We start from the raw sequence: 22,303 nt of genomic DNA on the forward strand, positions 1-22,303 counted from the left end.
TACAAAACAATAAATATCTTTATTGTAGAAAAAATATATAAAATTGGTAGAATTGCCGCGACAGGCCGCAAAGACGGCCCCCAGCGGCCGCCGGCCGCGTTTCTGGAGACCAAGAGTGAAAAGCTTTTCCGCGATCGTCCTGGCGGTTGGCATGGCATGCGCGACCTCGGTACCGGCTGCCAGCCCGCCGCCCCCCAATGTGCTCATCATCCTGGCCGACGACCTGGGCTACAACGACATCCAGCCGTTCGGCCAGGACCTGATCCAGACCCCCGCGCTCCAGCAACTGGCGCAGGAAGGCATGCGCTTCACCAATTTCCACGTCAACCCGACCTGCTCGCCGACCCGCGCGCAACTGCTTACCGGGGTGGACAATCACCTGGCCGGCATGGGCGCCATGGGCGAGTACCGCATCCCGGAGATGGACAAGCATCCCGGCAATTACATCGGCTCGCTCAACGACCGCGTCAACACGCTGGCCGAAGTGCTCAAGGAGCGCGGCTACGCGACCTTCATGGCGGGCAAGTGGCATCTGGGCGGCAAGCCGGAGCAGTTGCCGGGGGCGCGCGGATTCGAGCGTTCCTTCGCCCTGATCAATCCAGGTGGCAGCCACTGGGACAACAAGGGCTTGCTGGCGGTGCAGCCGCGCACCCGCTTTGTCGAGGACGACAAGACAGTGGCGCGCGACACGGGCGAGTTCTCGTCCAATCTCTACACCGACCGTTTCGTCGATTACATGAAAGCCGCCCAGCAGGCCGGCAAGCCGTTCTTCGGCTATCTGGCGTTCCAGGCCGTGCATGATCCCTTGCACGCGCCCGAGGCCGACATCGCCAAGTACCGGGGCAAGTTCTCGGAGGGCTACGACGTGCACCGCCAGCGGCTGTTCGAGAACATGCAGCGCCTGGGCGTCATCCCCGCCGGCACGCGCATGTCCGCGCCGGCGCCGCTGTTCACGCCCTGGAAGGACCTGGTTCCAGAGGAGCGCGCCCGTCAGGAGCGCGTCATGGAGATCTACGCCGGCATGGTGGACAACCTGGACAGCAATGTCGGACGCGTCATCGACCAGCTCAAGCGCAGCGGCCAGTATGAGAATACGGCGATCTTCTTTTTCTCGGACAACGGTCCTTCTGCCGCGTATATGGATTTCTACCCGGGCAATGCCGATGGCAGCTGGATCGCCAAGGAGTTCGACACTTCGTTCAAGAACATGGGCGCGCCCGGATCGTTCGCCGGGGTGGGCCCGGGCTGGGCATACGCCAGTTCCGCGCCTTTCAAGCTTTTCAAGCTGGTCATGACCGAAGGCGGCACGATCTCGCCGCTGATCGTCAAGGCGCCCATGGTGGCCAGGCCCGGCGCGATGAATGACGGCTACCTGGGCGTGGAGGACATCTACCCGACGGTGACGGCCATGACAGGCGCCGTGCGCGGCGAAACGCGCCAGGGCGTGCCGCTGGAACCGCTGAAGGGCGAGTCGTTCCTCAAGGTGCTGGACGGCGGCGCGGCGTCGGCGCGCGCGCCGGACTTCGAGCGGGGCGCCGAACTGTTCGGGAACAAGGAGTACCGGATGGGCAAGTGGAAGCTGAGCTGGCTGCCGGAACCCTTCGGCACCGCCGGCTGGCAGCTCTACGATACCGATGCGGACCGCGGAGAAACCGAAGACCTGGCCGCCAGGCACCCCGAAATCGTCAAGGCGATGGCGGCCAAGTACGAAGCATGGAGCAAGGCTAATCGCGTCATCCAGTGGGATACGCAGTATCTGGCGGATCAGCTCTTCAACTACTTCGACTGGCGCAAAGGCATGCCGCGCCAGATCGTCGACCAGCACTAGCCGGCCATGTTTCCGAAGAAACGCGCATGGGCCGCGGCGGCGCTGTTGTCCGGGTTTGCGGCGGCGGGGGCGTATCTGCTGCCGGCCGCGGCGCCGCAGGCAGGGCAACTGGGCGATGGCCGCCACGGGCCCGCCGGCATGGTGTGGATTCCGGCTGGCGATTTCCTGATGGGCAGCGACAGCCCGCGCTCGCAGGCCAATGAGCGGCCCGCCCACCCGGTGCGACTGGCCGGCTTCTGGATCGATCGCGACCATGTGACGAACCGGGATTTCGCCAGGTTCGTGGCCGCGACCGGCTACCTGACTACGGCGGAGCGGACGCCGGACTGGGACACGATCCGCGTGCATCTGCCCGCGGGCACGCCGCGTCCCGCAGGCCTGGTGCCAGGCGCGTTGGTGTTCGTGGGCAGCGGCAAACCCGTGGACCTGAACGATTACGCGCGCTGGTGGCGTTTCGCGCCGGGCGCCAGTTGGCGCCACCCGCAGGGGCCGGGCTCGGACATCGCCGGCAAGGAAGAACATCCTGTCGTGCAGGTGTCGTACGAGGACGCCCTTGCGTATGCGGCCTGGGCGGGCAAGCGTCTGCCGACCGAGGCCGAATGGGAATACGCGGCCCGCGGCGGCCTGGAACAGGCGGACTTCGCCTGGGGCGCGGACCTGCGGCCCGGCGGCAGGCCGATGGCGCGCACCTGGGACGCGGGCCTGGCGTTTCCGCTGCAGTCGCCCAAGGTCATGCCGGGCACCGAACCGGCGGGCAGCTATCCGGCCAACGGCTACGGGGTCCGCGACATGGCGGGCAATGCCTGGCAGTGGGTGGCCGACTGGTACCGGCCGGATGCGTTCAGCCTGCAGTCGCAGGAACGGCGAGTGCGCAATCCCGGCGGACCCGCCGCCCCCTACGATCCCGCCATGGTCAGGCCCGAGGCGCCCAAGCGCGTCATCCGCGGCGGCTCGTTCCTGTGCAGCGAAGACTATTGCGAAGGCTACCGGGTCAGCGCGAGGCAGGGCCAGGATCCCTACAGCAGCGCGTCCAATGTCGGGTTCCGGTTGGCGTTGAGCGCCGCGGACTGGCAGCCGCAAAGGCCCTAGCGCGCGTTCCCCAGGCGATCGGCGTGTTCGAGCACCAGGGCGGTGGTGACGCGCAGATGCTCGGACAGCAGGGCGCAAGCCAGGTCGGCGTTCTTGGCGAGGGCGGCCTTGGCGATGGCTTCGTGTTCGGCTTGCACGTCGCGGGCGTCGGCCTCCGCCGGCCCCATGACCGAGAGGTTGCGGTACCGCGCGGTCTGTTGACGCAGGATCAAGGAAAACCGCATGCTCCAGCGCGAGGGGCAGGCCGACAGCAGCGCTTCGTGGAAGGCATCGTGCGCCAGTTCCCACGCGGGGTTCAGGCCGGCGGGATCCGCCAGCATCATCGCCTGGCGGTTGAGCCGGTGCAGGGCCGCCAGCACCCGTCCTTCCCATTCAATGTCGCCATTGGCGATGGAGGCGCGCAAGGCGTCGGACTCGATGCGTTGGCGGGTCTGGGTGATGTCCAGCAGTTCTTCGCGGGACGTGCGGCTGACGCTGAAACCGCGCTGGTCCTCGGCATTGACGAAGCCGGTGGTGGCCAGGCGCGAGAGCGCCTCGCGCAGCGGGTTCACGCCCGTGCCGTAGCGCAGCGCCAGTTCCTTCAGCTTGAGCTTGGAGCCTGGCAGCAGCCGGCCGGCGATGATGTCTTCCTGGATGGCGGTGGTGAGCACCGACGCCTGCGTGGGTTGCTGCGTGGCATGGCCAGGGGCGTGGTCGATGGCGAGCGGCTGAGGCATGGAAAGAACAGATCCGGGTTGGGCCCCCGAATTTTACGCGCCGGGCTCAAAATCGACAAACCAATAAATATATATTTTTATTGATTTGTAGATATAAATGCCTATACTGATCCGCAGGTTGGACGGGCATGCCGCAGCGTCCATCCCGCCTGATCCCGGCGCCCGGTCCGCGGATGCGGGCGCGGCGCTTCATCGCTCATCAAGGACGTCTAGCTCATCATGAAATTCATACGCTTTTCCCACGGCAACGAGCAGCATCTCGGCATCCAGGAAGGCGACCAGGTGGTCAGCCTCGGACAGCATGAATTGCTGGACCTGCTGCGGCAAAAGGCGGACCTGTCCGCATTCGCGCGCGAACGCGCCGCGTCGGGCAAGCGTTACGCCCTGCAGGAAATCCAATACCTGCCGCCGCTGGCCAATCCTGGAAAGATCATCTGCATCGGCCTGAACTATCTGGACCACACCGCGGAAAGCAAGTTCGAGCAGCCCGCGTACCCCACGGTGTTCAATCGCTTCAACAGCAGCCTGATCGCGCATGAACAGCCCATGATCCGCCCCAAGTCCTCCGATTCCCTGGATTACGAAGGCGAGCTGGCCGTGGTGCTGTCAGGCGGCGGGCGCTACATCAGCAAGGAGGATGCGCTCAAGCACGTGGCGGGCTATTCGGTCTTCAATGACGGTTCGGTGCGCGAATACCAGTTCAAGTCGCCCCAGTGGACGGTGGGCAAGAACTTCGACGGCACCGGCGGTTTCGGTCCGGCGCTGGTCACCGCGGACGAACTGCCGCCGGGCGGCTCGGGCCTGGCGCTCGAAACCAGGCTGAACGGCAAGGTGGTGCAGTCGGCCAACACGCGCGACATGGTTTTCGACGTGGCCACCCTGATTGCGCTGCTGAGCGAGGCGTTCACGCTGGAAGCGGGCGACGTTATCGTGGCCGGCACGCCGTCGGGCGTGGGCTGGGCGCGCGAGCCGCGCCTGCTGATGCAGGACGGCGACGTCTGCGAAGTATCTATCGAAGGTGTGGGCATCTTGCGCAATCCCATTGCCTTGGAGCGCTAGCGCCAGGCGCGGGGCAAGAACAGCATTGGATACCGCCAGAGGCCGGCCGCAGCGGCCCTGGCAGGAATATGGAGAGAGACATGAAGGAAATCGAGATCCCCGTCCTCGTGGTCGGGGCCGGGCCGGCCGGCCTGGCGGCGACGGCCCTGCTGGCCAAGTACGGCATCCAGACCCTGGCCATCACCCGTTATCCGGGCACCGCCAATTCGCCGCGCGCGCACATCACCAACCAGCGCACCATCGAAGTCATGCGCGACCTGGGCATCGAGGACCGGGTGCGGGCGCAGGCCACGCCCAACGCGCTGATGCTGAACAACGTCTGGGCCACCAGCTTTGCGGGCAAGGAGTTGGCGCGCCTGCAAACCTGGGGCGGCGGGGACCAGCGGCGCGACGATTATGACCGGGCCAGCCCCTGCGCCATGTGCAACATCCCGCAGCACCTGTTGGAACCCATCATCCTGACGGCGGCGCGCGAGCACGGCGCGCAATTCCTTTTCAATACCGAACTCAAGACCATCAGCCAGGATGCGGACGGCGTGGTCGCCGAGATGGTGGACACGATCAGCGGCGAGGAAATCCGCGTCCGCGCCCAGTACGCCGTGGGCGCCGATGGCGGCAACAGCCTGGTGGCGAAACAGCTGGGCTTTGAATTCGACGGAGAAATGGGCCTGGGCGCAGCCATCAGCTGCTGGCTGGATGTGGACCTGACGCCCTATGTGCAGCACCGCCCAGGCGTACTCTATTGGATGGCCGAGCCGGGCAACAGCTATTGGTTCGGCAGCGGCACTTTTGTCTGCGTGCGGCCCTGGAACGAGTGGATCATGCTGTCCATGTACGACAAGTCCAAGGGCGAGCCGGACCTGAGCGAGGACGCCATCGTGGCGCGCGCCCGCGCCGTGATCGGGGTGCCGGACATTCCCGTGAAGGTGAAGTCGGCCAATAAATGGCAGATCAACCATATCGCCGCGCGCGCAATGGGCAAGGGCAGGGTGTTCCTGGCGGGCGACGCCGCGCACCGCCACCCGCCGGCCAACGGCCTGGGCACCAACACCTCGATCCAGGATGGCTTCAACCTGGCCTGGAAGCTGGCCCTGGTCCTGAAGGGCCAGGCCGGCCCGGACCTGCTTGAGACCTACAGCCAGGAGCGCCAGCCTGTCGCGCGCGGCGTGGTGGATCGGGCCATGAAGTCCGTGAACGACATGAAGGCCATCGCCGATGCCATCGGCTTCACGCCGGGCCAGTCGGCGCAGGAAGGCTGGGCCAACCTGGACGAGCTGTTCAGCGATAGCGGCCGTGGCCGCGAGCGCCGCGCGCAGCTGGACGCGGCCGTGGCGCTGCAGAACTACCAATTCAACTGCCATGGCGTCGAACTTGGCCAGATGTATGTGTCTTCCGCCATCGTGCCCGATGGCAGCGCGCGCCGCCCGCCCGAGCGCGATAGCGAGCTCTACCACCAGGCCACGACCTTCCCGGGCGCTTCCTTGCCGCATGCCTGGGTGGAACAGGGGCGGCGCCGTATTTCCACGCTGGATCTGGCCGGGCATGGGCGCTTCGCCCTGCTGGTCGGACGTACGGACCAGACTTGGCGCGCGGCTGCGGCGCAAGCCGCCAGCGTATTCGGCATCGACATCGCGGTGTACAGCATCGGGGCCGGTTGCGAGGTGCTGGACATCTACGGCGACTGGGCGCGGCTGCGCGAGGTGTCGGAGTCGGGCTGCCTGCTGGTGCGTCCGGATCGCCATGTGGCCTGGCGCAAGCATGCCGCGCCGGATGAGCATGGCGCGGCGGCGGAATTGCTGGACGCCCTGCAAGGCATACTGGGCCGGCGGGCCCGCGCCGGCCTGGGCGCGCGCGCGGTGGCTGAAGCCGCTTTGTCCTGAGCGGACACTGTTCCAAGGGAGACTTGAGCCATGTCCTTCAACAAAGCCAACGCCGCGCGCTACGGCGTGCATTCCATCGATCATTTCGCGCTGATCGTGCCCGACCTGGCGGAAGCCGGGAAATTCCTGACGGCGTTCGGCCTGGACGTCCGGTCGGCCGCGGGCGGGCTGGAATTACGCTGCGCGGGCGACGAACATTGCTGGGCGCGCATCGCGGGCGAAGGCCCCAAGCGCCTGGCGTACCTGAGCCTGAACTGTCACGGTGACGAGCTCGAGGCTATCAAGGCGCAGGCCCACGCCCAGGGCGCGCGGCCGGCGGCGGCGGCCCCGGGCGCCGCGGCGGCAGGCGAGGGCTTCTGGTGCCTGGACCCCGACGGCAATCTGCTGCAGATCAAGGCCGGGCCCAAGACCACGCCCCACACCAAGAGCCGCAATGCGTGCGTGCAGATCGCGCCCGGCCAGCGCGGCGCGCTGGGCCGGTCCGCAAGGGCCGCGGTCAGTCCGACGCGGCTGTCCCACGTCCTGCTCTTCACCACGGACCTGGAGCGCAGCCTGGCGTTCTACGCCCAGGCCTTGGGGCTGTACCTGTCGGACCGCTCGCGCGATATCGTCGCCTTCATGCATGGGCGGCACGGCTCGGACCATCATTTGCTGGCCTTCGTGCAGGACCGCGCGCCCGGGTGGCACCATAGCGCGTGGGATGTGCCGGGCATCGAAGAGGTCGGCAGCGGCTCCGAGCAGATGCGGGCCGCGGGCTACCCGGAAGGCTGGGGCGTGGCGCGCCACACGCTGGGTTCGAATTACTTCTACTACGTGCGCGACCCCTGGGGATCGTTCTGGGAGTACTCGGCCCACATCGATTACGTGCCGGCCGGATACGACTGGCCGGCCGGCGACTATCCACCAGAGGATGCGCTCTACATGTGGGGGCCGGAAATGCCGGAGTACTTCATCCGCAACACCGGCTAGTCCTCCTGCAGCCGCCCGAAGCGCTCCGCCAGGTAATCCACCAGCGCCCGGACCGACGACAGCAGGCCGCGCCGAGACGGGAACACCGCGTGTATCAGTTCGCGGCGCGGCGCCCAGTCCGGCAGCAGCCGGATCAGTTGTCCCGCCTGCAGCTGGTCCCGCACCATCAGCGTGGGCAGCTGCACCACGCCCACGCCGGCCATCGCCGCGTTGCGCAAGGCGATCATGTCGGTGGTGATCATCCTGGGCGCGAGCGAGACCGTGGCCTGCTGGCCGTCCTGCTTGTACAGCTCCAGGCGATAGGCCTGGTTGGGCGCGCCCAGCGCCAGGCTGGGCCAGGCGCCCAGGTCGTCCGGCGTCGCCGGCTGCCCGCATTCGGCGGCCAGCGCGGGGCTCGCGACCAGGCTCTGCCCGCGATCCGCCAGTACGCGCATGACCAGGTCGCTGTCCTCCAGGGGAGGCGGCCGCACGCGTATCGCCACGTCCACGGCTTCGCCCAGCACGTCGACCCGGCGGTTGGTGGCTTCCAGCTGTATCACCACGCGCGGGTACTTCAGCATGAAGTCCGCCAGCATCCCGCCCACATGGGTATGCAGCAGGGCGATGGGACAGGTCAGCTTGATGACCCCGCGCGGTTCGACCTGGGCCGCGTCTATCACTTCCTGCGCGGCCTCGGCTTCGGCCAGCATGGCCTTGCAGCGTTCGTAATAGGTCTGGCCGATGTCCGTGACCATGAAGTGCCGCGTCGAGCGCTGGATCAGCCGCACGCCCAGGCGTTCTTCCAGCAGGGCCAGCCTGCGGCTGAGGCGGGACTTGGGCATGCCCAATGCGCGTCCGGCGGGCGCGAAGCCCTGATGCTCGACGGTCTGCACGAAATAGAAAAGATCGTTGAGGTCCTGCATCGCGTTCCTTTACATCCAAAAATAGGACTCTGATAACAAAAAACTGGTCTTTCGCCAATTTTGTTCTATTTTTATTATTTGTGCAGCCATAAGGCTTCTGGTTCGGCACACCGCCGTCGATTTTCAATCAAGGAGTACACCATGTCCGCACCCGCCAACTTCAACGGCCAACGTCCCGTCATCGATCCCGCCGACGCCGTCATGCTGCTGATCGACCATCAAAGCGGCCTGTTCCAGACCGTGGGCGACATGCCCATGCCCGAGCTGCGCGCCCGCGCCGGCGCGCTGGCTTCGATGGCCACGCTGACCAAGATGCCGGTCATCACGACCGCTTCCGTGCCGCAAGGCCCGAACGGCCCGCTGATTCCCGAGATCCACGCCAACGCGCCGCATGCGCAATACATTGCGCGCAAGGGCGAGATCAACGCCTGGGACAACCCCGAATTCGTCGCCGCCGTGAAGGCCACCGGCCGCAAGACGCTCATCATCGCCGGCACCATTACCAGCGTGTGCATGGCATTCCCGGCCATCAGCGCGGTCGCCGACGGCTACAAGGTGTTCGCGGTGATCGACGCCTCGGGCACCTACACCAAGATGGCGCAGGAAATCACGCTGGCGCGCGTGGTGCAGGCTGGCGTGGTGCCGATGGACACGGCCGCCGTGGCCTCCGAGCTGCAGAAGACCTGGAACCGCGAAGACGCCATGCAGTGGGCCGAGGTCTACACCAAGGTGTTCCCGGCCTACCAGTTGCTGATCGAAAGCTATGCGAAGGCGCAGGAAGTGGTGAAGAACAACGAAGCGCTGGATTCGCAACGCTGATCCGCTACGAAAGCTGGCGGCCATCCGGGCCTCAGGGTCCGGATCAGGCTGCCACGCCATGGCGCTCGGCAATGCGCAGCAGCAAGGCTTCCAGTTCCTGGAGGATGGGCCGGTGGTCGTCCACCCGCCGCACCAGGGCCGAGGGCATGGCGGGCAGGTCTATCTCCACGAAGGCGATCTCGGGCGTTGCGTAGTAGCTGGCGGCGCGCTTGGTCAGCATCAGCAGGCCCTCGCGCGTGTTCACGGCGGCGATGCCTTCGCGGATGGTGCGCACCACGGGGCCGTCGCCTATGGGTTTGCCCTTGGGGGTATGGCGCGGAAAGTGGTAGTCCTGCCATTCCTGGTTGACCGATCCCGGCACCATGCGCACCAGTCGCTCCTCGGCCAGCAGCTCGGGGTCCAGCAGGGTCGCCGCGGCAAACGGGTGATCCAGCGGGACGCACAGCATGCGCTGGTCCCGCAGCACTATCGGCCCATGGCACAGGCCGTCCGCGCCCAGCGGCAAGCGACAGAACGCCACGTCGACCGAACCATCGGCCACCGCCGCGTAGTGGGTGACATAGGTCAGTTCCACGAACTCCAGCTCCACGTTGGGATGTGCCGCCTTGAATTCCGAGACCAGGGGCCGATACAACTCGTAAAAACCGCCGCCCAGGAAGCCGATGCGCAGATGGCGCGGCTTGCCCGCGGCCTGGCGCTTGCAGTCGTCCAGCGCGGCTTTCAGCATGACGACGGCCGGCCCCGCGCCCAGCTTCAGGGTTTCACCCAGCGGCGTCAGCGCGACGCGGCGGCTGCTGCGCTCGAACAAGGGGGCGCCCAACGTTTTTTCCAAGGCCTTGACCGCCTCCGACACGGAGGACTGGCTCATGTGCAGCGTTTCCGCCGCGCGGCCGAAATGCAGTTTGTCCGCGACGGCCAGAAAGCAATCGAATTGGCGTAGATCCATGGCTCCGGGGCATCCAAGGGGGGAAATTAATTGTTCCTATATCAATCGGAATTAACGATTGATTGCGTGAATAATAGCGCTTGTTCGCGCGCGGCCCGATGGGCAGAATTCGACCTGTTCACACAAGCTTAGCTCATTGATGAGCGACAAGGAGACAGGCATGAGTCCATCTATGCCAAACAGGTCAGGTCCAAAAGGATCGGCAGAGCCGATTGAATTCATGGTTGAAGGCGACTTGGTCCGCGGCACCTTCTACCTGCCGTCGAATGCCGCTGGTCCCGTGGCCGCGGTTGCGCTCGCGCACGGCTGGTCCATGGTGGCGGGTGGAGACCTGGAGGAGTACGCCGCCGCCGTGGTGGCCCAGGGCCTGGCCGCGTTGACCTTCGACTTCCGTCATCTCGGCCGCAGCGAAGGCATGCCGCGCCAGGAGATCGATCCGCAGCGGCAGATCCAGGACTTCCGGTCCGCCATTTCCTATCTGCGCCGGCGCCCGGAAGTGGACCGCGAACGCATCGGTATCTGGGGCAGCAGCTATAGCGGCGGCCACGCCCTGACGGTTGCGGCCATCGACCGGCGCGTCAAATGCGTGGTCAGCCAGGTTCCCACCACCAGCGGCTTCTCGGCGGCGCAACGGCGCGTGCGCTACGACAAGGCGCAGGCGCTGCAGGCCGCGTTCGAAGCGGATCGCGAGGCTCGCGATGCCGGACAGCCGCCGGCGGTGCTGCGCATGGTCGATGCCGACCCCGACGCGGCGGTCGCCTATCCGGGTCCGGATTCCTACAACTACATGACCGGCGAAGCGCGCCGCTGCCCGGCATGGGTCAACGAAGTCACCTTGCGTTCGCTGGAATTGGCTCGCGCCTATGAGCCTGGCATGTACGTGCGACGCATCGCGCCCACGCCGCTGCTGATGATCGTCGCCACCGGCGACGGCCTGACGCCGGCCGACCTGCAGCAGGACGCGTTCAACGCGGCGCACCAGCCCAAGGAGTTGTTGCTGCTGCCTGGCGGCCACTACTCGGTCTATACGGAACATTTCGAACGCACCAGCAGCGCCGCGGCCAACTGGTTCGCGCAGCATCTGGGTTGAGACAAGCACGGATAAAAAAATGACGACGACAATAATGATGGAGACACAGGACCGCCAACGCCGCCACGCTTCGCTGCGCGCGGCGGCCGTGGGCAATGCCCTGGAGTGGTTCGACTGGACCTTGTACGGCACGTTCTCGGCTTATCTGGCCATGAACCTGTTCGATCCGTCCGACCGCGGTTCGGCGCTGTTGGCCACGCTGGCCGTGTTCGCCGGCGGCTTCCTGGCGCGGCCGATCGGTGGCTGGCTGTTCGGCCGCATCGGCGACCGCTATGGCCGCAAGTTCACGCTGGTCCTGACCATGTGCCTGCTGGCCTTGACCAGCCTGGCGATCGCGTTGCTTCCCACCTATGAGCAGGCAGGCGTGATGGCGTCGGTGCTGCTGTTCATCTGCCGCCTGATGCAGGGCCTGGCGCATGGAGGCGAGTCCGGCGTGGCCTACACCTATGTGGCGGAAATCGCGCCGCCGGCCAAACGCGGATTGTGGTCCAGCTCGGTGTTCGTCAGCGTCACCATCGGCGTCATGGCGGCGACCGCGCTGGCGGCGTTGCTGACCTCCTGGCTGGGCAAGCCGGCGATGGAGGCCTGGGGCTGGCGCGTGGGCTTCGGCGTCGGCGCGTTGTTGGGCGTCTATGCGCTGTTCCTGCGCCGCAGCGCCAGCGAGAGCGAGGTGTTCGAACACAGGACGGAGCAGGGCGGCGCGCAAAAGGTCTCGGCCCGCCAGGCGTTCAAGATCGCCCGCAACATCGTGATGATCGCCGCCGCGTCCAACGCCACTTACTACACCTGGGTCACGTTCGCGCCGGCCACGGCCATCGCGACCAAGGGCATGGATCCATCGGGCGCCTATACGGCCAGCCTGATCGCGCAGCTGGTCTGCCTGTTGTGGCTGCCGGTGTGCGGCTGGCTGGCGGACCGCTACGGCCGCAAGCCCATGGTGATGGCCTTCGGCCTGGGCGTGGCGCTGGCGGTGTTCCCGGTATCGCACATCGTGACCGACCAGCCCTGGACCCTGTTCGTGGGGCAACTGATCGGCCTGCTGGTCTGGGCGCTGCTTGCCGCGATTTTCCCGGCCGTCGTGGCCGAGCAGGTGCCGACCGGCGCGCGCGCCATGGGCGTGGGCTTCATTTCATCGCTGTCGGTCGCGATCTTCGGCGGCACGGCGCCCTACATCAATGCCTGGCTGGGCGCCCAGGGACTGGACTGGGTATATACGGCCTACGTGGGGGCGCTGGGGCTGATGGCTTTCGCGGGCGCTTTCCTCATCAAGGAAACGGCGGGGATGGACCTGAACGACATCCGCCTGCCGGGCGAGGAGGCGGGCGCCACCACTGGCAACAAGCCCGCCAAGCGCGCGGCATTCAACTGAACTTTCATACATCCATCATCACATGAGCAACATGAACTATCCGGATCTGGCAGGAAAAATCGCGGTCGTCACGGGCGCCGGGGGCGGCATCGGGCGCGCCATGGCGGCGGCGTTCCGCCAGCAGGGGGCGACCGTGGTAGCCACCGACCTGAACCTGGAAGCGCTGTCCGGCGTGGACGCGGATTGCCGCGAGCTGGACGTGACCCAGGCGCAAGCGGTGCGCGAGCTGGCCGACGCGGTGGCTGCGCAATACGGCGCGCTGGACGTGTGGGTCAACAACGCCGGCTTCATGGCCCGCATGCCCGCCCTGGACCTGGACGAGGCCGCATGGCAACGCACCATGGACATCAATCTCAAAGGCACGTTCTTCGGCGCCCAGGCGGCCGCGCGCCACATGATCGCGCAAGGCAGCGGCGCCATCATCAACCTGTCCAGCTATGCCGGCGTCAAGCCGCGCCCGAACTGCGCCGACTATGCCGCCGCCAAGGCCGGCGTGGCCCACCTGACCCAGTGCCTGGCGCTGGAATGGAGTCCCAAGGGGCTGCGCGTCAACGCCATCGCGCCCGGATTCATCGAAACGCCGATGAGCAGCTGGATGCACGGCGATGCCGCCACCTATGCCGCGTACGTCGAGCGCCTGCCGGTGCAGCGGGTCGGCCAGCCGTCGGAGATCGCCGATGCGGCGCTCTACCTGGCCTCGCAGGCCTCGGCCTATGTCACGGGCCACGTGCTGATGGTTGACGGCGGAGTCTCCAAGACATGAGGACCGGGAACGGCGTGGAATCGTACTGGACCGGAAAGGCGGCGGTCGTTACGGGCGCGGCGCGGGGGCAGGGCGCTGCCGAGGCGCTGCGCCTGCTGCAGGCCGGCGCAACCGTCTACGCGCTGGACGTCCTGCCCGAAAGCGATGCGACCTGGACGGACTTGCGCGCGGCTGCGGGCGCGGATGCCGAACGGCTGCGCATCCGCGTGGCGGACGTGGCCCGCGAATCCGATTGGCTGACGCTGGCCGAAGAAATTTCGCAGGCTGGCGTGCCGCTCTACGGCCTGGTCAACAACGCCGGCGTGACCCTGCGCAAGACCGTGACCGAGACCACGCACGCGGAATGGCGGCGTCTGCTGGACATCAACCTGGACGGGCCGTTCCTCGCGATCCGCAATCTCGCCGGACTGATGCCGGAGGGGGCGGCCATCGTCAATACCTCGTCGACGGCTGGGCTCACGGGCTATTTCAGCGCGGCATACACCGCCAGCAAGTGGGCCTTGCGCGGCCTGACGCGGGCGGCATCGCTGGAACTGGCGGGGCGCGGCATACGCGTCAACACGGTATGCCCGGGCCTGGTGGAAACGCCGATGATCATGCAGCCCAATGCGGTGCACGACGCCGGACGGGCGCGCCTGTTCTATGAAGGCAACCGCGATGCCACACCGCTGTCGCGCGGCGCGGACGCCGATGAAATTGCGGCGGCGGTGATGTTCCTGTTGGGACCGGAGGCTTCGTTCATTACCGGCGCGGACCTGCCGGTCGACGGCGGCATGACGGGAGGGGGCGTGTACTGGCGGATCGGCAAGTCCACCGGCAATCTGTAGCCTCAGTCCCGGGCGGCGGCCCGGGACTCGTGGCTGCGCAAGTAAAAGCGGCTTAGTGCTTGTCGCCGTAGATGTTGCCGGCGATGCCGCCGGCGGCGGCGCCGATGGCGGCTCCGGTCCAGCCGCTGCCGCCCGCGATGGCGGCGATGCCCGCGCCGGCGGCGGCGCCGATGGCCGCGCCCGACAGCGTGCCTTGCTGCTTGGAACTCATGTTGGTGCAGGCAACCAGCGACCCCATCATGAGGCCTATGGCAATCGATCGGATGACTTTCATGGCTGACTCCTAGCGGGCGCGCTTGGCGGGAGTGGCGGGAGTGGCGGGAGTGGCGGGAGTGGCGGGAGTGGCGGGAGCGGCTGGCGCGACGATTTCAAACCAGAGCGTTTCCACCACGGGCCGGTCCATCCTGCTCGGATTGGCCGCATACCAGCGATCCAGGCTTTCGCGCACGGAGTCCAGCGTGTGGCTTTGCAGGCCCTGGGCGAAGCGGGGGATCAGCGTCTGGTTGGCCGCCGGCGCGCGGCGTTGCTGATAGGCTTGCTCCACTTGGATGATATTGGCCATGCCCAGCAGGTAGGCCTTTTTCAGGTTTGCGTCGGACTCTGTCCATTGCTTCCCGGTGATGATGGGCGCCGGCTCAGTGGGCGCGGCCACCACCGGCGCGGCGGCCAGCAATGACAGCGCAAGCGCTGCCGGACCTAACAGGTGTTTCACTTTCATCGCATCGCTCCTTGTGGAACAAAAGACAGAAAAACAACCCAATGACGCCATTCGCGCCGCGCGCTTGCAGGGGCCAGACGGCGGGCGACATCAATCAATTTAGGCTCGAACGCAGGCCGGCGCAAGAGGCGCGGCGGGCGGGTCAGATTCCCAGATAGGCCTGCCGCACCTTGGGATCGGACAGCAGCGATTGCGCCGGGCCGGAAAGCGCGATGCGGCCGGTCTCCATCACATAGCCGCGGTCCGCGCCCGTCAGCGCCAGATGGATGTCCTGCTCCACCAGCAGCACCGTGACGCCTTCCTCGCGGATATCGGCCAGCACGCCCATCAGCTGCTCGACCACCACCGGCGCCAGGCCCAGGCTCATTTCATCGATCATCATGAGCACCGGCGCCGCCATCAGGGCGCGCGCCATGGCGCACATCTGTTGTTCGCCGCCGGACATGCTGCCGGCAAGCTGGCGCCGCCGTTCCGACAGCCGTGGAAAGTAGGCGTAGACGCGCTCCAGGTCGCGCGCGACATCCGCCTTGCCGCCGCGGCGGTAGGCGCCCATCAGCAGGTTGTCCTGCACCGTCATGCGGTCGAACAGCTGGCGTCCCTCGGGCACCTGCACCATCCCGCAGGCAAAAGCCTCGTCCGGCGCCGCGCGTGACAGCTGGCGGCCGTCCATCACGATGCTGCCGGTGCAGGGCAGCACCCGCGACAGCGCCCGCAGCAAGGTGGTCTTGCCGGCGCCGTTGCTGCCCACAAGCGCCACGATCTCGGCGCGGCGGACTTCGAGCGCAATGTCGCGCAGCACCGGCAGTTCGCCATAGCCGGCGCTCAGTCCTTCCACTTTCAATAGGGGGGCGTCGGCGTCGCTCATGCGCGTCTCTTGCCCAGATAGGCCTGCACCACCGCGGGATCGGCCAGCACCGCGTCGGGCGCGCCGTCCGCGATCTTTTCGCCATGATGCAGCACCAGCAGCCGGTCCGACAGGCTCTTGATGGCTTTGATGACGTGTTCGATCACCAGCACGCTGATGCCGCTGTCGCGGACCTTGCGGATGACCTCGATGACTTCGTCGATCTCGACCAGGTTGAGCCCGGCCATGACCTCGTCGCACAGCAGCACCTTGGGCTGCATGGCCAGGGCCTTGGCCAGTTCCAGCCGCTTGCGGCCCGGGCCGCCCAGCTCCTCGGCGCGCTGCTCCGCCGCGCGGCCCAGTCCGACGAAGTCCAGGCAGGCGCGGGCCTGTTCGCGCGCCAGCGCAAGCTTGGGCTGGCCGCCCCCGTGGCCGAACAAGGCGCCCACCGCCACATTGTCCAGCACCGACAGGCCAGGAAACGGCCGCATGATCTGGAAGGTCCGGCCTATGCCCAGGCGGGCGCGACGGTAGGCCGGCAATCCGCCTATCGGCCGGTCCTGATAGAGAATTTCGCCTGCGCTGGGCGCCAGCGTGCCGCTGATCAGACTGACCAGCGTGGTCTTGCCCGCACCATTGGGGCCGATCAGGCCCAGGATTTCGCCCTCGGCCAGCGTAAAGCTGACCTGGTTCACGGCCACCAGCCCGGCAAAGCGCCGGGTCACATTGCGCAGGTCCAGGATCGCGCTCATAGCCGGTGCGCCCGTATGTTGTCGATGAAGTAGCGCCAGCCCGACTTGCGCGCGTGCCGCAGCAAGTCCGCCAATCCGCGCGGCATCAGCACCACCGCCGCGACGATCACCGCGCCGAAGAACAGTCCCGCCACGCTGGTGATCTCGCTGGAAAGCAGTTCGGAAATGGCCGATAGCGAGAACGCGCCCACTACCGGACCCAGCACCGTGCCTGCGCCCCCGAACACCGCCATGATGATCATCTTCACGTTCAGGCTGATGTCGAAGGCGCTTTCCGGATCGAGAAAAGTGATCCAGTAGGCATGGATGCCGCCGGCCAGGGCGCTGAACACCCCCGAGATCGCGAACGCCGTCACCTTGTACAGCGTGGTGTTCACGCCCATGACGGCCGCGCCTTCTTCGTTCTCCCGGATCGCGATCAGTCCGAAGCCGAAGCGGCTGCGCGTAAGCCAGGCGACGGTCAGCGTGGCCAGTGTCAGCAGGCCCAGGGATAGTTCATAGAACAGCGGATCGTTGTTCAGCGGCGGCAGCACCAGGCCAATGTTCTGCCCGGCCAAGCCGATGTTGGAGACGATGGCCGTCATGACCTGCGCCAGCGCCAGGGTGGCGATGGCGAAATAATGGCCGCGCAGCCGCAGCACCGGCACGCCCAGCAGCACGGCGAAGACTACCGCCAGCGCGGCTCCCAACGCCAGCCCGGCCGCGAAGGGCAGTTCCCACTGCGCCATGGCGATGGCCACGCCGTAGCTGCCCAGGCCGTAGAAGACCGAGTTGCCGAAGGACGCATAGCCGGCGTACCCGCCGATGATGTTCCAGCCCTGGGCCAGCACGGCCAGCAGCAGGGTATTGATGCCGAATTGCACCAATACGTCCGAGCCATACCAGGGCACGCCGGCCAGCACGGCCAGCGCCAGCAAAGCCAGCAGCAGGCGCGGCGCCTTCATGCCGCTCTGCCCAAGAGGCCGCTGGGCTTGGCCAGCAGCACCAGCACCAGGATGCCGAAGCTGGCCACGTCGGCGTAGGTGGGCCCTATGTACAAGGTGGTCAGCGATTCCACGATGCCCAGGAACAGGCCGCCCACCATCACGCCCAGCGGATTGTCCAATCCGCCGATGATGGAAATGGCGAAGCACTTTGCGGTTAGCGTGGCGCCGATGTAGGGATTGATCTGCGAGACCGTGCCGTACAACCCGCCCGCCGCGCCCGCCAACGCCAGGCCCAGGCCGAAGGTCACCGCGTAAAGGTGGCGCGGCTCCACCCCATAAAGCATGGCCGCCACCAGGTTCTGCGCGGTGGCGCGGATGGCGCGGCCCAGGCGGCTGTGCAGCAGGAACAGCCACATGCCCAGCGTGATCACCAGCGCCACGCCGAAGGCGGCCAGCCGCGCCATGGGCAAGGTGACGGGACCCAGCGCGTAGCTGTCGCCGGCATAGGGAGGGTTGATGGTGCGGAAGTCGGCCGAGAATGCCAGCTGCGCCAGATAGGTCAGCACCACCTCCAGGCCGAAGGTGATGAGCAGCGTGTTGAACATGGGCGCGCGCACCACCAGGTTCAGCAGGCCGCGCTGCAGCGCGTAGCCCAGCAGGAACATGGCGGCCGCCGTCAATGGCAAGCCCAGGAAGGGATCGACGCCCGCGTCGTTGTACAGGTACCAGGACGCGTACGCCCCCAGCATGATGAACGCGCCATGCGCCAGGTTGACGATGTTCAGCACGCCCCAGACCAGCGCCAGGCCTTGCGCCATCACGGCATACAGTCCGCCCAGCAGTATGCCGTTGACGAGGATTTGCGCGAGCAGATCCATCCTGTCCTCCGGCCGGCCCTAGCGCGCGTTCCAGGCCGGCATCGGGTACTTGGGCTGCGTGATGAAGCCCTTGGCGCCGTAGACCGCGGCCAACTGGTCGCCCTGCACCTGGATCACCACCTGAGGCAGGTCGATCTGCCCCTGCGCGTTGAAAGCGACCGGGCCGTACAAGCTGTCGAACTTGATCTTGGCCAGGGCATCGCGCACTTGCTGCGGCTTGGCGCTGCCGGCGCTTTCCATGGCATAGACCAGCGCTTCGACGTCGGCCACGCCGGATGCCGCGTGGTAGTCCGGGTCATAGCCGTACTTGGCTTTGTAGGCGCGGGCGAATTGCTCGGCGTCGCCGAACCAGCGGTCCTTCAGCGCGGCCGAAGGCAGCCAGGCGGTCATGCCGAAAGCGTAGTCCGCGTCGCGCCCCAGCGCCTTGCGGAAATCCTCCGACGGCACGCCGACGGTGAAGGAATACATCTTGGGCGCGACGGCCAGGCTCTTGGCCTGGCGCACGAAGTTCAGGATCTCGGTCTCGTGTCCCGCCACCAGCACCGCGTCCACGTTCTTGCTCTTGATCTGCGACAGCAGCGAGTTGAAGTCGGTGGCGTTGGTGCTGTAGCGCTCGTCCATCGCCACGGGCAGTCCCGCCGCCTTCAGCAGCGGGCGGGTACCCTGGGCCACCGAGACATCGAAAGCGTCATCCGCATACAGCAGCGCCACGTTGGCGGGCATGGGCTTGAGCGCCTTCAGCATTTCCACGGTGCTGCCGAAGTAGTTGCTGGCCGGCGCCAAGGTGCCGAAGATGTACTTGAATTTGCGCGAGAAGATCTGGTCCGAGGCGCCGCCGCCCTGGACCATGGGTACTTTGTACTTTTCCGAAACCGCCGAATCGGCCAGCGCGAAATTGCTGGCGAAGGGGCCTAGCAGCAGATTGGCCTTGTCCTGCGTCACCAGTTGCGTGTACTGGCGCACGCTCAGGTTGACGTCCGACTGGTTATCGTAGATCTTCAGCGCCAGCTTGTGGGTGGCGCCGCCGATCTTGACGCCGCCTGCGGCATTGATCTGGTCCACCGCCATCTGGTAGGCATCGCGGTAGTAGCGGCCGGTATTGGCGACGGGGCCGGTCAGTTGAACGGATGCGCCCAGCAGGATATCGGGCGCCGGTGCCGCTGCCGAGGCGGCGCTGTGCAGGGCCAGCGCCAGGACGGGCAGGGCGAGCAATAGTCTCCGAGACATGATGATGTCTCCTGCAAGTTCTTATGCGGTCCATTCTCTGCCCCTGCGTTTACGTCTACCTGAACCGTGCCACAGCCCGGTACTGGTTACATATTCTGACTAAGCTGATCAAATGAAACAGCGTTCCACGAACCCGTGATTTGGCTGTACATATTGTTGGCGGTCGCTTCGGGCGGCATGGCCCTCTCGAAGCCGGCAGGCAGATAGAAGACAAATAAATCCGAGGAGGAGTCAATGCGTACGTTCAATCGCAGGGCCGCCGCATGGCTGGCGAGTGGGCTGATTGCAGTGCTGGCAGGCTGCGCATCGCCCGGAGGCAAGAAAGAAACCGTAGACATGAAGGGGCTGTCCCAGCCCGTGGAGATCGTGCGCGACCGGCATGGGGTGTCGCACATCTACGCGCAGAACCAGGATGACCTGTTCTTCGCGCAGGGCTTCAGCGCGGCGCGCGACCGCCTCTGGCAGCTGGACCTGTGGCGCCGCCAGGGCGAGGGCAAGATGGCCGAACAGTTCGGCCCGCGCTTTGTCGAACAGGACCGCGCGGCGCGCTTGTTCCTGTACCGCGGCGATATGCAGGCTGAATTCGCCAGCTACCATCCGCAGGGCAAGGCCATCCTCACGTCTTTCGCGGCGGGCATCAATGCCTATGTCGATTGGGTCAAGGCGAATCCCGAGCAGATGCCGCCGGAATTCAAGCTGACCGGCACCGAACCCGGCTATTGGAGTCCCGAGACTTCGCTGATCCGCATCTACGGCCTGACGCGCAACCTCAGCGAAGAGGTCAGGATGGCGCAGCGGGTCGCCGCGCTGGGCCTGAACGCCGTGCAAGGACTCAGCACTTTCGAGCCGCCGCTGGCCCTGCAGGTGCCGGCCGGCCTGGATGTGCGCCAGATCGACAACACGGTCCTGGCCGACTACAACCTGGCGCGCAACGGCCAGAAGTTCGTCGCCGCCGACTTCCCGCGCAGCCCGCTCGCCGCCGCCGAACGCGAGAAGCTCGCGCGCGAACTGTCGGCCAGCATGCTGGCCTCGCTGGACCCCGCCTTCGATCCCATGGCGACCCGCTATGAAAGCAACAACTGGACCATAGGCGGGCAGCACACGGCCACAGGCAAGCCCATCCTGGCGGGCGATCCGCACCGTTCCATCACCATGCCGTCGCTGCGCTACATGGTGCACCTGAACGCGCCCGGCTGGAATGTGATCGGCGCCGGCGAGCCGGCGCTGCCCGGCGTGTCCATGGGACACAACGACCGCATCGCCTTCGGGTTGACCATCTTCGCCTTTGGCGACGAGGAAGACCTGTATGTCTACGATACCAACCCGGCCAAGCCCGACGAATACCGCTATAAGGGCCGCTGGGAGAAGATGCGGCAGGTCGACGAATCCATCCCGGTGCGCGGACAGAGCGCCGCGGTGCGCCAGCTGAAATTCACCCGCCACGGCCCGGTCATCCACGTGGACCCTGTACGCCACAAAGCCTATGCCTTGCGCGCGGCCTACCTGGAATTTCCGGGAACCGCGGCCTATCTGGCCAGCCTGCGGCTGAACCAGGCGCAGAACTGGAACGAGTTCGTCGCCGGCATGGAAAAGCACTACACGCCCAGCGAGAACATGGTCTACGCCGACGTCGACGGCAACATCGGCTGGTTCGGCGGCAGCATCGCGCCGATACGTCCGCGCGCAGACTGGTCCGGCATGCTGCCCGTGCCGGGCAACGGCGATTTCGAATGGCGCGGCGTCCTGCCGGGCAATGCGCTGCCGCGCGCCTACAACCCGCCGGAAGGCTACGTCGCCACCGCCAACGAGTACAACCTGCCGGCCGACTACCGCTACAAGGACATGTCCGCGCGCACCTGGGCGGAACCCTACCGCGTGCAGCGCATACGCGAAGTGCTTGCCGACAGCAAGGGCCAGACGGTCCAGGCTTCGCAGGCGCTGCAGTATGACAATCTGTCCATCCCGGCGCGCACCCTGACGGGCTACGCGAAATCGCTGAATTCGGCCGATTCCGGAACCTCGCAGGCCTTGAGCTTGTTGAAGGACTGGGATGCCCGCGTAGGCACCGAGTCGCGCGCCGCGACGGTTTACGAGTTCTGGCTGCCCGAAGTGGTCAAGCGCGTGACCGAGCTGTACGTGCCTGCCAATGGCCGCGCCGCGTTCGGCAATCTGTCCACCGCGAAAACGCTGGAGAAGCTGGCGACGCCGGACAGCGCCTTCGGCCCGCAGCCGCAGCAGGGCCGCGATGCCTTGCTGCTCCAGGCCTTGAACGACGGCATGCAGAAGCTGCGCGCCAAGCTGGGTCCGGACTCCTCGCAATGGCAGTGGGGCAAGCTGCACCACATTCAGTTCGAGCACAGCCTGGCCAGCTTCCTGCCCCCGGCGACCGCCAATGCCTACGGCACGCCGCGCTATCCGGTCAGCGGGGACAACGACACGGTGCATCGCGCCACCTTCCGCGCCAGCGACTTCCGCCAGATCAGCGGCTCGTCCTACCGCCAGGTGATCGATGTGGCCGACTGGGATAACTCGCGCGTGCAGAACGTGCCCGGGCAGTCGGCCGATCCGCGCAGCCCGTACTACCAGAACCTGCTCAAGGACTGGGCGACCGGCGAGTATTTCCCCATGGCGTTCAGCCGCGGCAAGGTGGATAGCGAGAAGGCCGATACCTTGAATCTGCGTCCGGCGCCGCGCTGATTCA

22 protein-coding genes are annotated in these 22,303 nt (G+C 66.4%); 11 read left to right on the forward strand and 11 right to left on the reverse strand.

The window, feature by feature from the left end; translation table 11 throughout:
* Window positions 1-115 precede the first annotated feature (115 nt).
* Both IPU70_RS02745 and IPU70_RS02750 read left to right on the forward strand, forming a co-directional pair.
* On the forward strand, window positions 116-1,828 hold the full coding sequence (locus IPU70_RS02745; RefSeq protein WP_207464755.1) for an arylsulfatase: 1,713 nt from the start codon (window positions 116-118) through the stop codon (window positions 1,826-1,828).
* Window positions 1,829-1,834: 6 nt separating this feature from the next.
* Window positions 1,835-2,917 carry a formylglycine-generating enzyme family protein gene (locus IPU70_RS02750; RefSeq protein ID WP_207464757.1) on the forward strand — a complete coding sequence of 361 codons (1,083 nt, stop codon included), beginning with the start codon at window positions 1,835-1,837 and terminating at the stop codon, window positions 2,915-2,917.
* On the opposite strand, the gene IPU70_RS02755 is transcribed toward IPU70_RS02750, so the two are convergent.
* Window positions 2,914-3,633: a GntR family transcriptional regulator gene (locus IPU70_RS02755; protein ID WP_013393754.1), complete on the reverse strand. Its 720-nt coding sequence runs from the start codon at window positions 3,631-3,633 to the stop codon at window positions 2,914-2,916. The genes IPU70_RS02750 and IPU70_RS02755 overlap by 4 nt on opposite strands.
* 219 nt (window positions 3,634-3,852) lie before the next feature.
* On the opposite strand from IPU70_RS02755, the gene IPU70_RS02760 reads away from it, so the two are divergent.
* The 3 genes from IPU70_RS02760 (at window position 3,853) to IPU70_RS02770 (ending at window position 7,541) form a co-directional block, all read left to right on the forward strand.
* Window positions 3,853-4,692, forward strand: a complete 840-nt coding sequence (locus tag IPU70_RS02760; protein WP_207464759.1) for a fumarylacetoacetate hydrolase family protein — start codon at window positions 3,853-3,855, stop codon at window positions 4,690-4,692.
* 80 nt (window positions 4,693-4,772) lie between these two features.
* Window positions 4,773-6,572, forward strand: a complete 1,800-nt coding sequence (locus tag IPU70_RS02765) for an FAD-dependent monooxygenase (RefSeq protein WP_207464760.1) — start codon at window positions 4,773-4,775, stop codon at window positions 6,570-6,572.
* 30 nt (window positions 6,573-6,602) lie between these two features.
* Window positions 6,603-7,541 carry a VOC family protein gene (locus IPU70_RS02770; RefSeq protein WP_207464761.1) on the forward strand — a complete coding sequence of 313 codons (939 nt, stop codon included), beginning with the start codon at window positions 6,603-6,605 and terminating at the stop codon, window positions 7,539-7,541.
* Here the strand turns inward: IPU70_RS02770 and IPU70_RS02775 are convergent.
* Window positions 7,538-8,443 (reverse strand): LysR family transcriptional regulator, encoded by a 906-nt coding sequence (locus IPU70_RS02775; RefSeq protein ID WP_207464762.1) that lies wholly within the window; start codon window positions 8,441-8,443, stop codon window positions 7,538-7,540. The genes IPU70_RS02770 and IPU70_RS02775 overlap by 4 nt on opposite strands.
* 141 nt (window positions 8,444-8,584) lie before the next feature.
* On the opposite strand from IPU70_RS02775, the gene IPU70_RS02780 reads away from it, so the two are divergent.
* A complete protein-coding gene (locus IPU70_RS02780) occupies window positions 8,585-9,262 on the forward strand; it encodes a hydrolase (protein WP_207464763.1) in 678 nt (225 codons plus the stop codon).
* Between the two features lie 43 nt (window positions 9,263-9,305).
* Here the strand turns inward: IPU70_RS02780 and IPU70_RS02785 are convergent, their stop codons facing one another.
* Entirely contained in the window at window positions 9,306-10,208 is a 903-nt protein-coding gene (locus IPU70_RS02785) for a LysR family transcriptional regulator (protein WP_207464764.1), read from the reverse strand.
* A 220-nt stretch (window positions 10,209-10,428) separates the two neighbouring features.
* On the opposite strand from IPU70_RS02785, the gene IPU70_RS02790 reads away from it, so the two are divergent.
* From IPU70_RS02790 to IPU70_RS02805, 4 genes are read left to right on the forward strand one after another with little or no spacing between them, the layout of a single operon-like run.
* Window positions 10,429-11,298, forward strand: a complete 870-nt coding sequence (locus IPU70_RS02790; protein ID WP_242702291.1) for an alpha/beta hydrolase — start codon at window positions 10,429-10,431, stop codon at window positions 11,296-11,298.
* 37 nt (window positions 11,299-11,335) lie between these two features.
* Window positions 11,336-12,667 carry an MFS transporter gene (locus IPU70_RS02795; RefSeq protein ID WP_207465312.1) on the forward strand — a complete coding sequence of 444 codons (1,332 nt, stop codon included), beginning with the start codon at window positions 11,336-11,338 and terminating at the stop codon, window positions 12,665-12,667.
* Between the two features lie 22 nt (window positions 12,668-12,689).
* Window positions 12,690-13,430 (forward strand): SDR family NAD(P)-dependent oxidoreductase, encoded by a 741-nt coding sequence (locus IPU70_RS02800; protein ID WP_242702293.1) that lies wholly within the window; start codon window positions 12,690-12,692, stop codon window positions 13,428-13,430.
* Between the two features lie 14 nt (window positions 13,431-13,444).
* Window positions 13,445-14,257: an SDR family NAD(P)-dependent oxidoreductase gene (locus IPU70_RS02805; protein WP_207465316.1), complete on the forward strand. Its 813-nt coding sequence runs from the start codon at window positions 13,445-13,447 to the stop codon at window positions 14,255-14,257.
* A gap of 52 nt (window positions 14,258-14,309) precedes the next feature.
* On the opposite strand, the gene IPU70_RS02810 is transcribed toward IPU70_RS02805, so the two are convergent.
* From IPU70_RS02810 to IPU70_RS02845, 8 genes are all read right to left on the reverse strand, one after another.
* Window positions 14,310-14,531: a YMGG-like glycine zipper-containing protein gene (locus IPU70_RS02810; protein WP_013393765.1), complete on the reverse strand. Its 222-nt coding sequence runs from the start codon at window positions 14,529-14,531 to the stop codon at window positions 14,310-14,312.
* Window positions 14,532-14,540: 9 nt separating this feature from the next.
* Window positions 14,541-14,975 carry a hypothetical protein gene (locus IPU70_RS02815; protein ID WP_207464768.1) on the reverse strand — a complete coding sequence of 145 codons (435 nt, stop codon included), beginning with the start codon at window positions 14,973-14,975 and terminating at the stop codon, window positions 14,541-14,543.
* A gap of 142 nt (window positions 14,976-15,117) precedes the next feature.
* On the reverse strand, window positions 15,118-15,840 hold the full coding sequence (locus tag IPU70_RS02820) for an ABC transporter ATP-binding protein (protein ID WP_207464770.1): 723 nt from the start codon (window positions 15,838-15,840) through the stop codon (window positions 15,118-15,120).
* The gene (locus IPU70_RS02825; protein WP_207464772.1) at window positions 15,837-16,571 is read right to left on the reverse strand and encodes an ABC transporter ATP-binding protein; all 735 of its coding nucleotides are present in this window, start codon (window positions 16,569-16,571) and stop codon (window positions 15,837-15,839) included. Before IPU70_RS02825 ends, IPU70_RS02820 begins: the two co-directional genes overlap by 4 nt.
* Window positions 16,568-17,515, reverse strand: a complete 948-nt coding sequence (locus IPU70_RS02830; RefSeq protein WP_207464774.1) for a branched-chain amino acid ABC transporter permease — start codon at window positions 17,513-17,515, stop codon at window positions 16,568-16,570. The genes IPU70_RS02825 and IPU70_RS02830 overlap by 4 nt, the downstream gene beginning before the upstream one ends.
* The gene (locus IPU70_RS02835) at window positions 17,512-18,375 is read right to left on the reverse strand and encodes a branched-chain amino acid ABC transporter permease (protein WP_207464776.1); all 864 of its coding nucleotides are present in this window, start codon (window positions 18,373-18,375) and stop codon (window positions 17,512-17,514) included. The genes IPU70_RS02830 and IPU70_RS02835 overlap by 4 nt, the downstream gene beginning before the upstream one ends.
* Before the next feature lie 18 nt (window positions 18,376-18,393).
* Complete coding sequence (locus IPU70_RS02840) at window positions 18,394-19,602, reverse strand: amino acid ABC transporter substrate-binding protein (protein ID WP_207464778.1); 1,209 nt, start codon at window positions 19,600-19,602, stop codon at window positions 18,394-18,396.
* A gap of 86 nt (window positions 19,603-19,688) precedes the next feature.
* A complete protein-coding gene (locus tag IPU70_RS02845) occupies window positions 19,689-19,940 on the reverse strand; it encodes a hypothetical protein (RefSeq protein ID WP_207465358.1) in 252 nt (83 codons plus the stop codon).
* On the opposite strand from IPU70_RS02845, the gene IPU70_RS02850 reads away from it, so the two are divergent.
* Window positions 19,837-22,299, forward strand: a complete 2,463-nt coding sequence (locus IPU70_RS02850; RefSeq protein WP_207464779.1) for a penicillin acylase family protein — start codon at window positions 19,837-19,839, stop codon at window positions 22,297-22,299. The genes IPU70_RS02845 and IPU70_RS02850 overlap by 104 nt on opposite strands.
* Window positions 22,300-22,303 lie beyond the last annotated feature (4 nt).

Source organism: Achromobacter sp. SD115, assembly GCF_017355315.1.
Lineage (GTDB): Bacteria > Pseudomonadota > Gammaproteobacteria > Burkholderiales > Burkholderiaceae_B > Achromobacter > Achromobacter xylosoxidans_B.

Excerpts from the sequence above, each read along its gene's own strand:
- IPU70_RS02755 (WP_013393754.1), bottom strand. The coding sequence starts at position 3,633 with ATGCCTCAGCCGCTCGCCATCGACCACGCCCCTGGCCATGCCACGCAG.
- IPU70_RS02795 (WP_207465312.1), top strand. The coding sequence starts at position 11,336 with ATGGAGACACAGGACCGCCAACGCCGCCACGCTTCGCTGCGCGCGGCG.
- IPU70_RS02830 (WP_207464774.1), bottom strand. The coding sequence starts at position 17,515 with ATGAAGGCGCCGCGCCTGCTGCTGGCTTTGCTGGCGCTGGCCGTGCTG.
- IPU70_RS02765 (WP_207464760.1), top strand. The coding sequence starts at position 4,773 with ATGAAGGAAATCGAGATCCCCGTCCTCGTGGTCGGGGCCGGGCCGGCC.
- IPU70_RS02825 (WP_207464772.1), bottom strand. The coding sequence starts at position 16,571 with ATGAGCGCGATCCTGGACCTGCGCAATGTGACCCGGCGCTTTGCCGGG.
- IPU70_RS02835 (WP_207464776.1), bottom strand. The coding sequence starts at position 18,375 with ATGGATCTGCTCGCGCAAATCCTCGTCAACGGCATACTGCTGGGCGGA.
- IPU70_RS02820 (WP_207464770.1), bottom strand. The coding sequence starts at position 15,840 with ATGAGCGACGCCGACGCCCCCCTATTGAAAGTGGAAGGACTGAGCGCC.
- IPU70_RS02760 (WP_207464759.1), top strand. The coding sequence starts at position 3,853 with ATGAAATTCATACGCTTTTCCCACGGCAACGAGCAGCATCTCGGCATC.
- IPU70_RS02845 (WP_207465358.1), bottom strand. The coding sequence starts at position 19,940 with ATGTCTACGGTTTCTTTCTTGCCTCCGGGCGATGCGCAGCCTGCCAGC.
- IPU70_RS02790 (WP_242702291.1), top strand. The coding sequence starts at position 10,429 with ATGGTTGAAGGCGACTTGGTCCGCGGCACCTTCTACCTGCCGTCGAAT.
- IPU70_RS02750 (WP_207464757.1), top strand. The coding sequence starts at position 1,835 with ATGTTTCCGAAGAAACGCGCATGGGCCGCGGCGGCGCTGTTGTCCGGG.
- IPU70_RS02850 (WP_207464779.1), top strand. The coding sequence starts at position 19,837 with ATGCGTACGTTCAATCGCAGGGCCGCCGCATGGCTGGCGAGTGGGCTG.
- IPU70_RS02775 (WP_207464762.1), bottom strand. The coding sequence starts at position 8,443 with ATGCAGGACCTCAACGATCTTTTCTATTTCGTGCAGACCGTCGAGCAT.
- IPU70_RS02785 (WP_207464764.1), bottom strand. The coding sequence starts at position 10,208 with ATGGATCTACGCCAATTCGATTGCTTTCTGGCCGTCGCGGACAAACTG.
- IPU70_RS02815 (WP_207464768.1), bottom strand. The coding sequence starts at position 14,975 with ATGAAAGTGAAACACCTGTTAGGTCCGGCAGCGCTTGCGCTGTCATTG.
- IPU70_RS02770 (WP_207464761.1), top strand. The coding sequence starts at position 6,603 with ATGTCCTTCAACAAAGCCAACGCCGCGCGCTACGGCGTGCATTCCATC.
- IPU70_RS02840 (WP_207464778.1), bottom strand. The coding sequence starts at position 19,602 with ATGTCTCGGAGACTATTGCTCGCCCTGCCCGTCCTGGCGCTGGCCCTG.
- IPU70_RS02780 (WP_207464763.1), top strand. The coding sequence starts at position 8,585 with ATGTCCGCACCCGCCAACTTCAACGGCCAACGTCCCGTCATCGATCCC.
- IPU70_RS02810 (WP_013393765.1), bottom strand. The coding sequence starts at position 14,531 with ATGAAAGTCATCCGATCGATTGCCATAGGCCTCATGATGGGGTCGCTG.
- IPU70_RS02800 (WP_242702293.1), top strand. The coding sequence starts at position 12,690 with ATGAGCAACATGAACTATCCGGATCTGGCAGGAAAAATCGCGGTCGTC.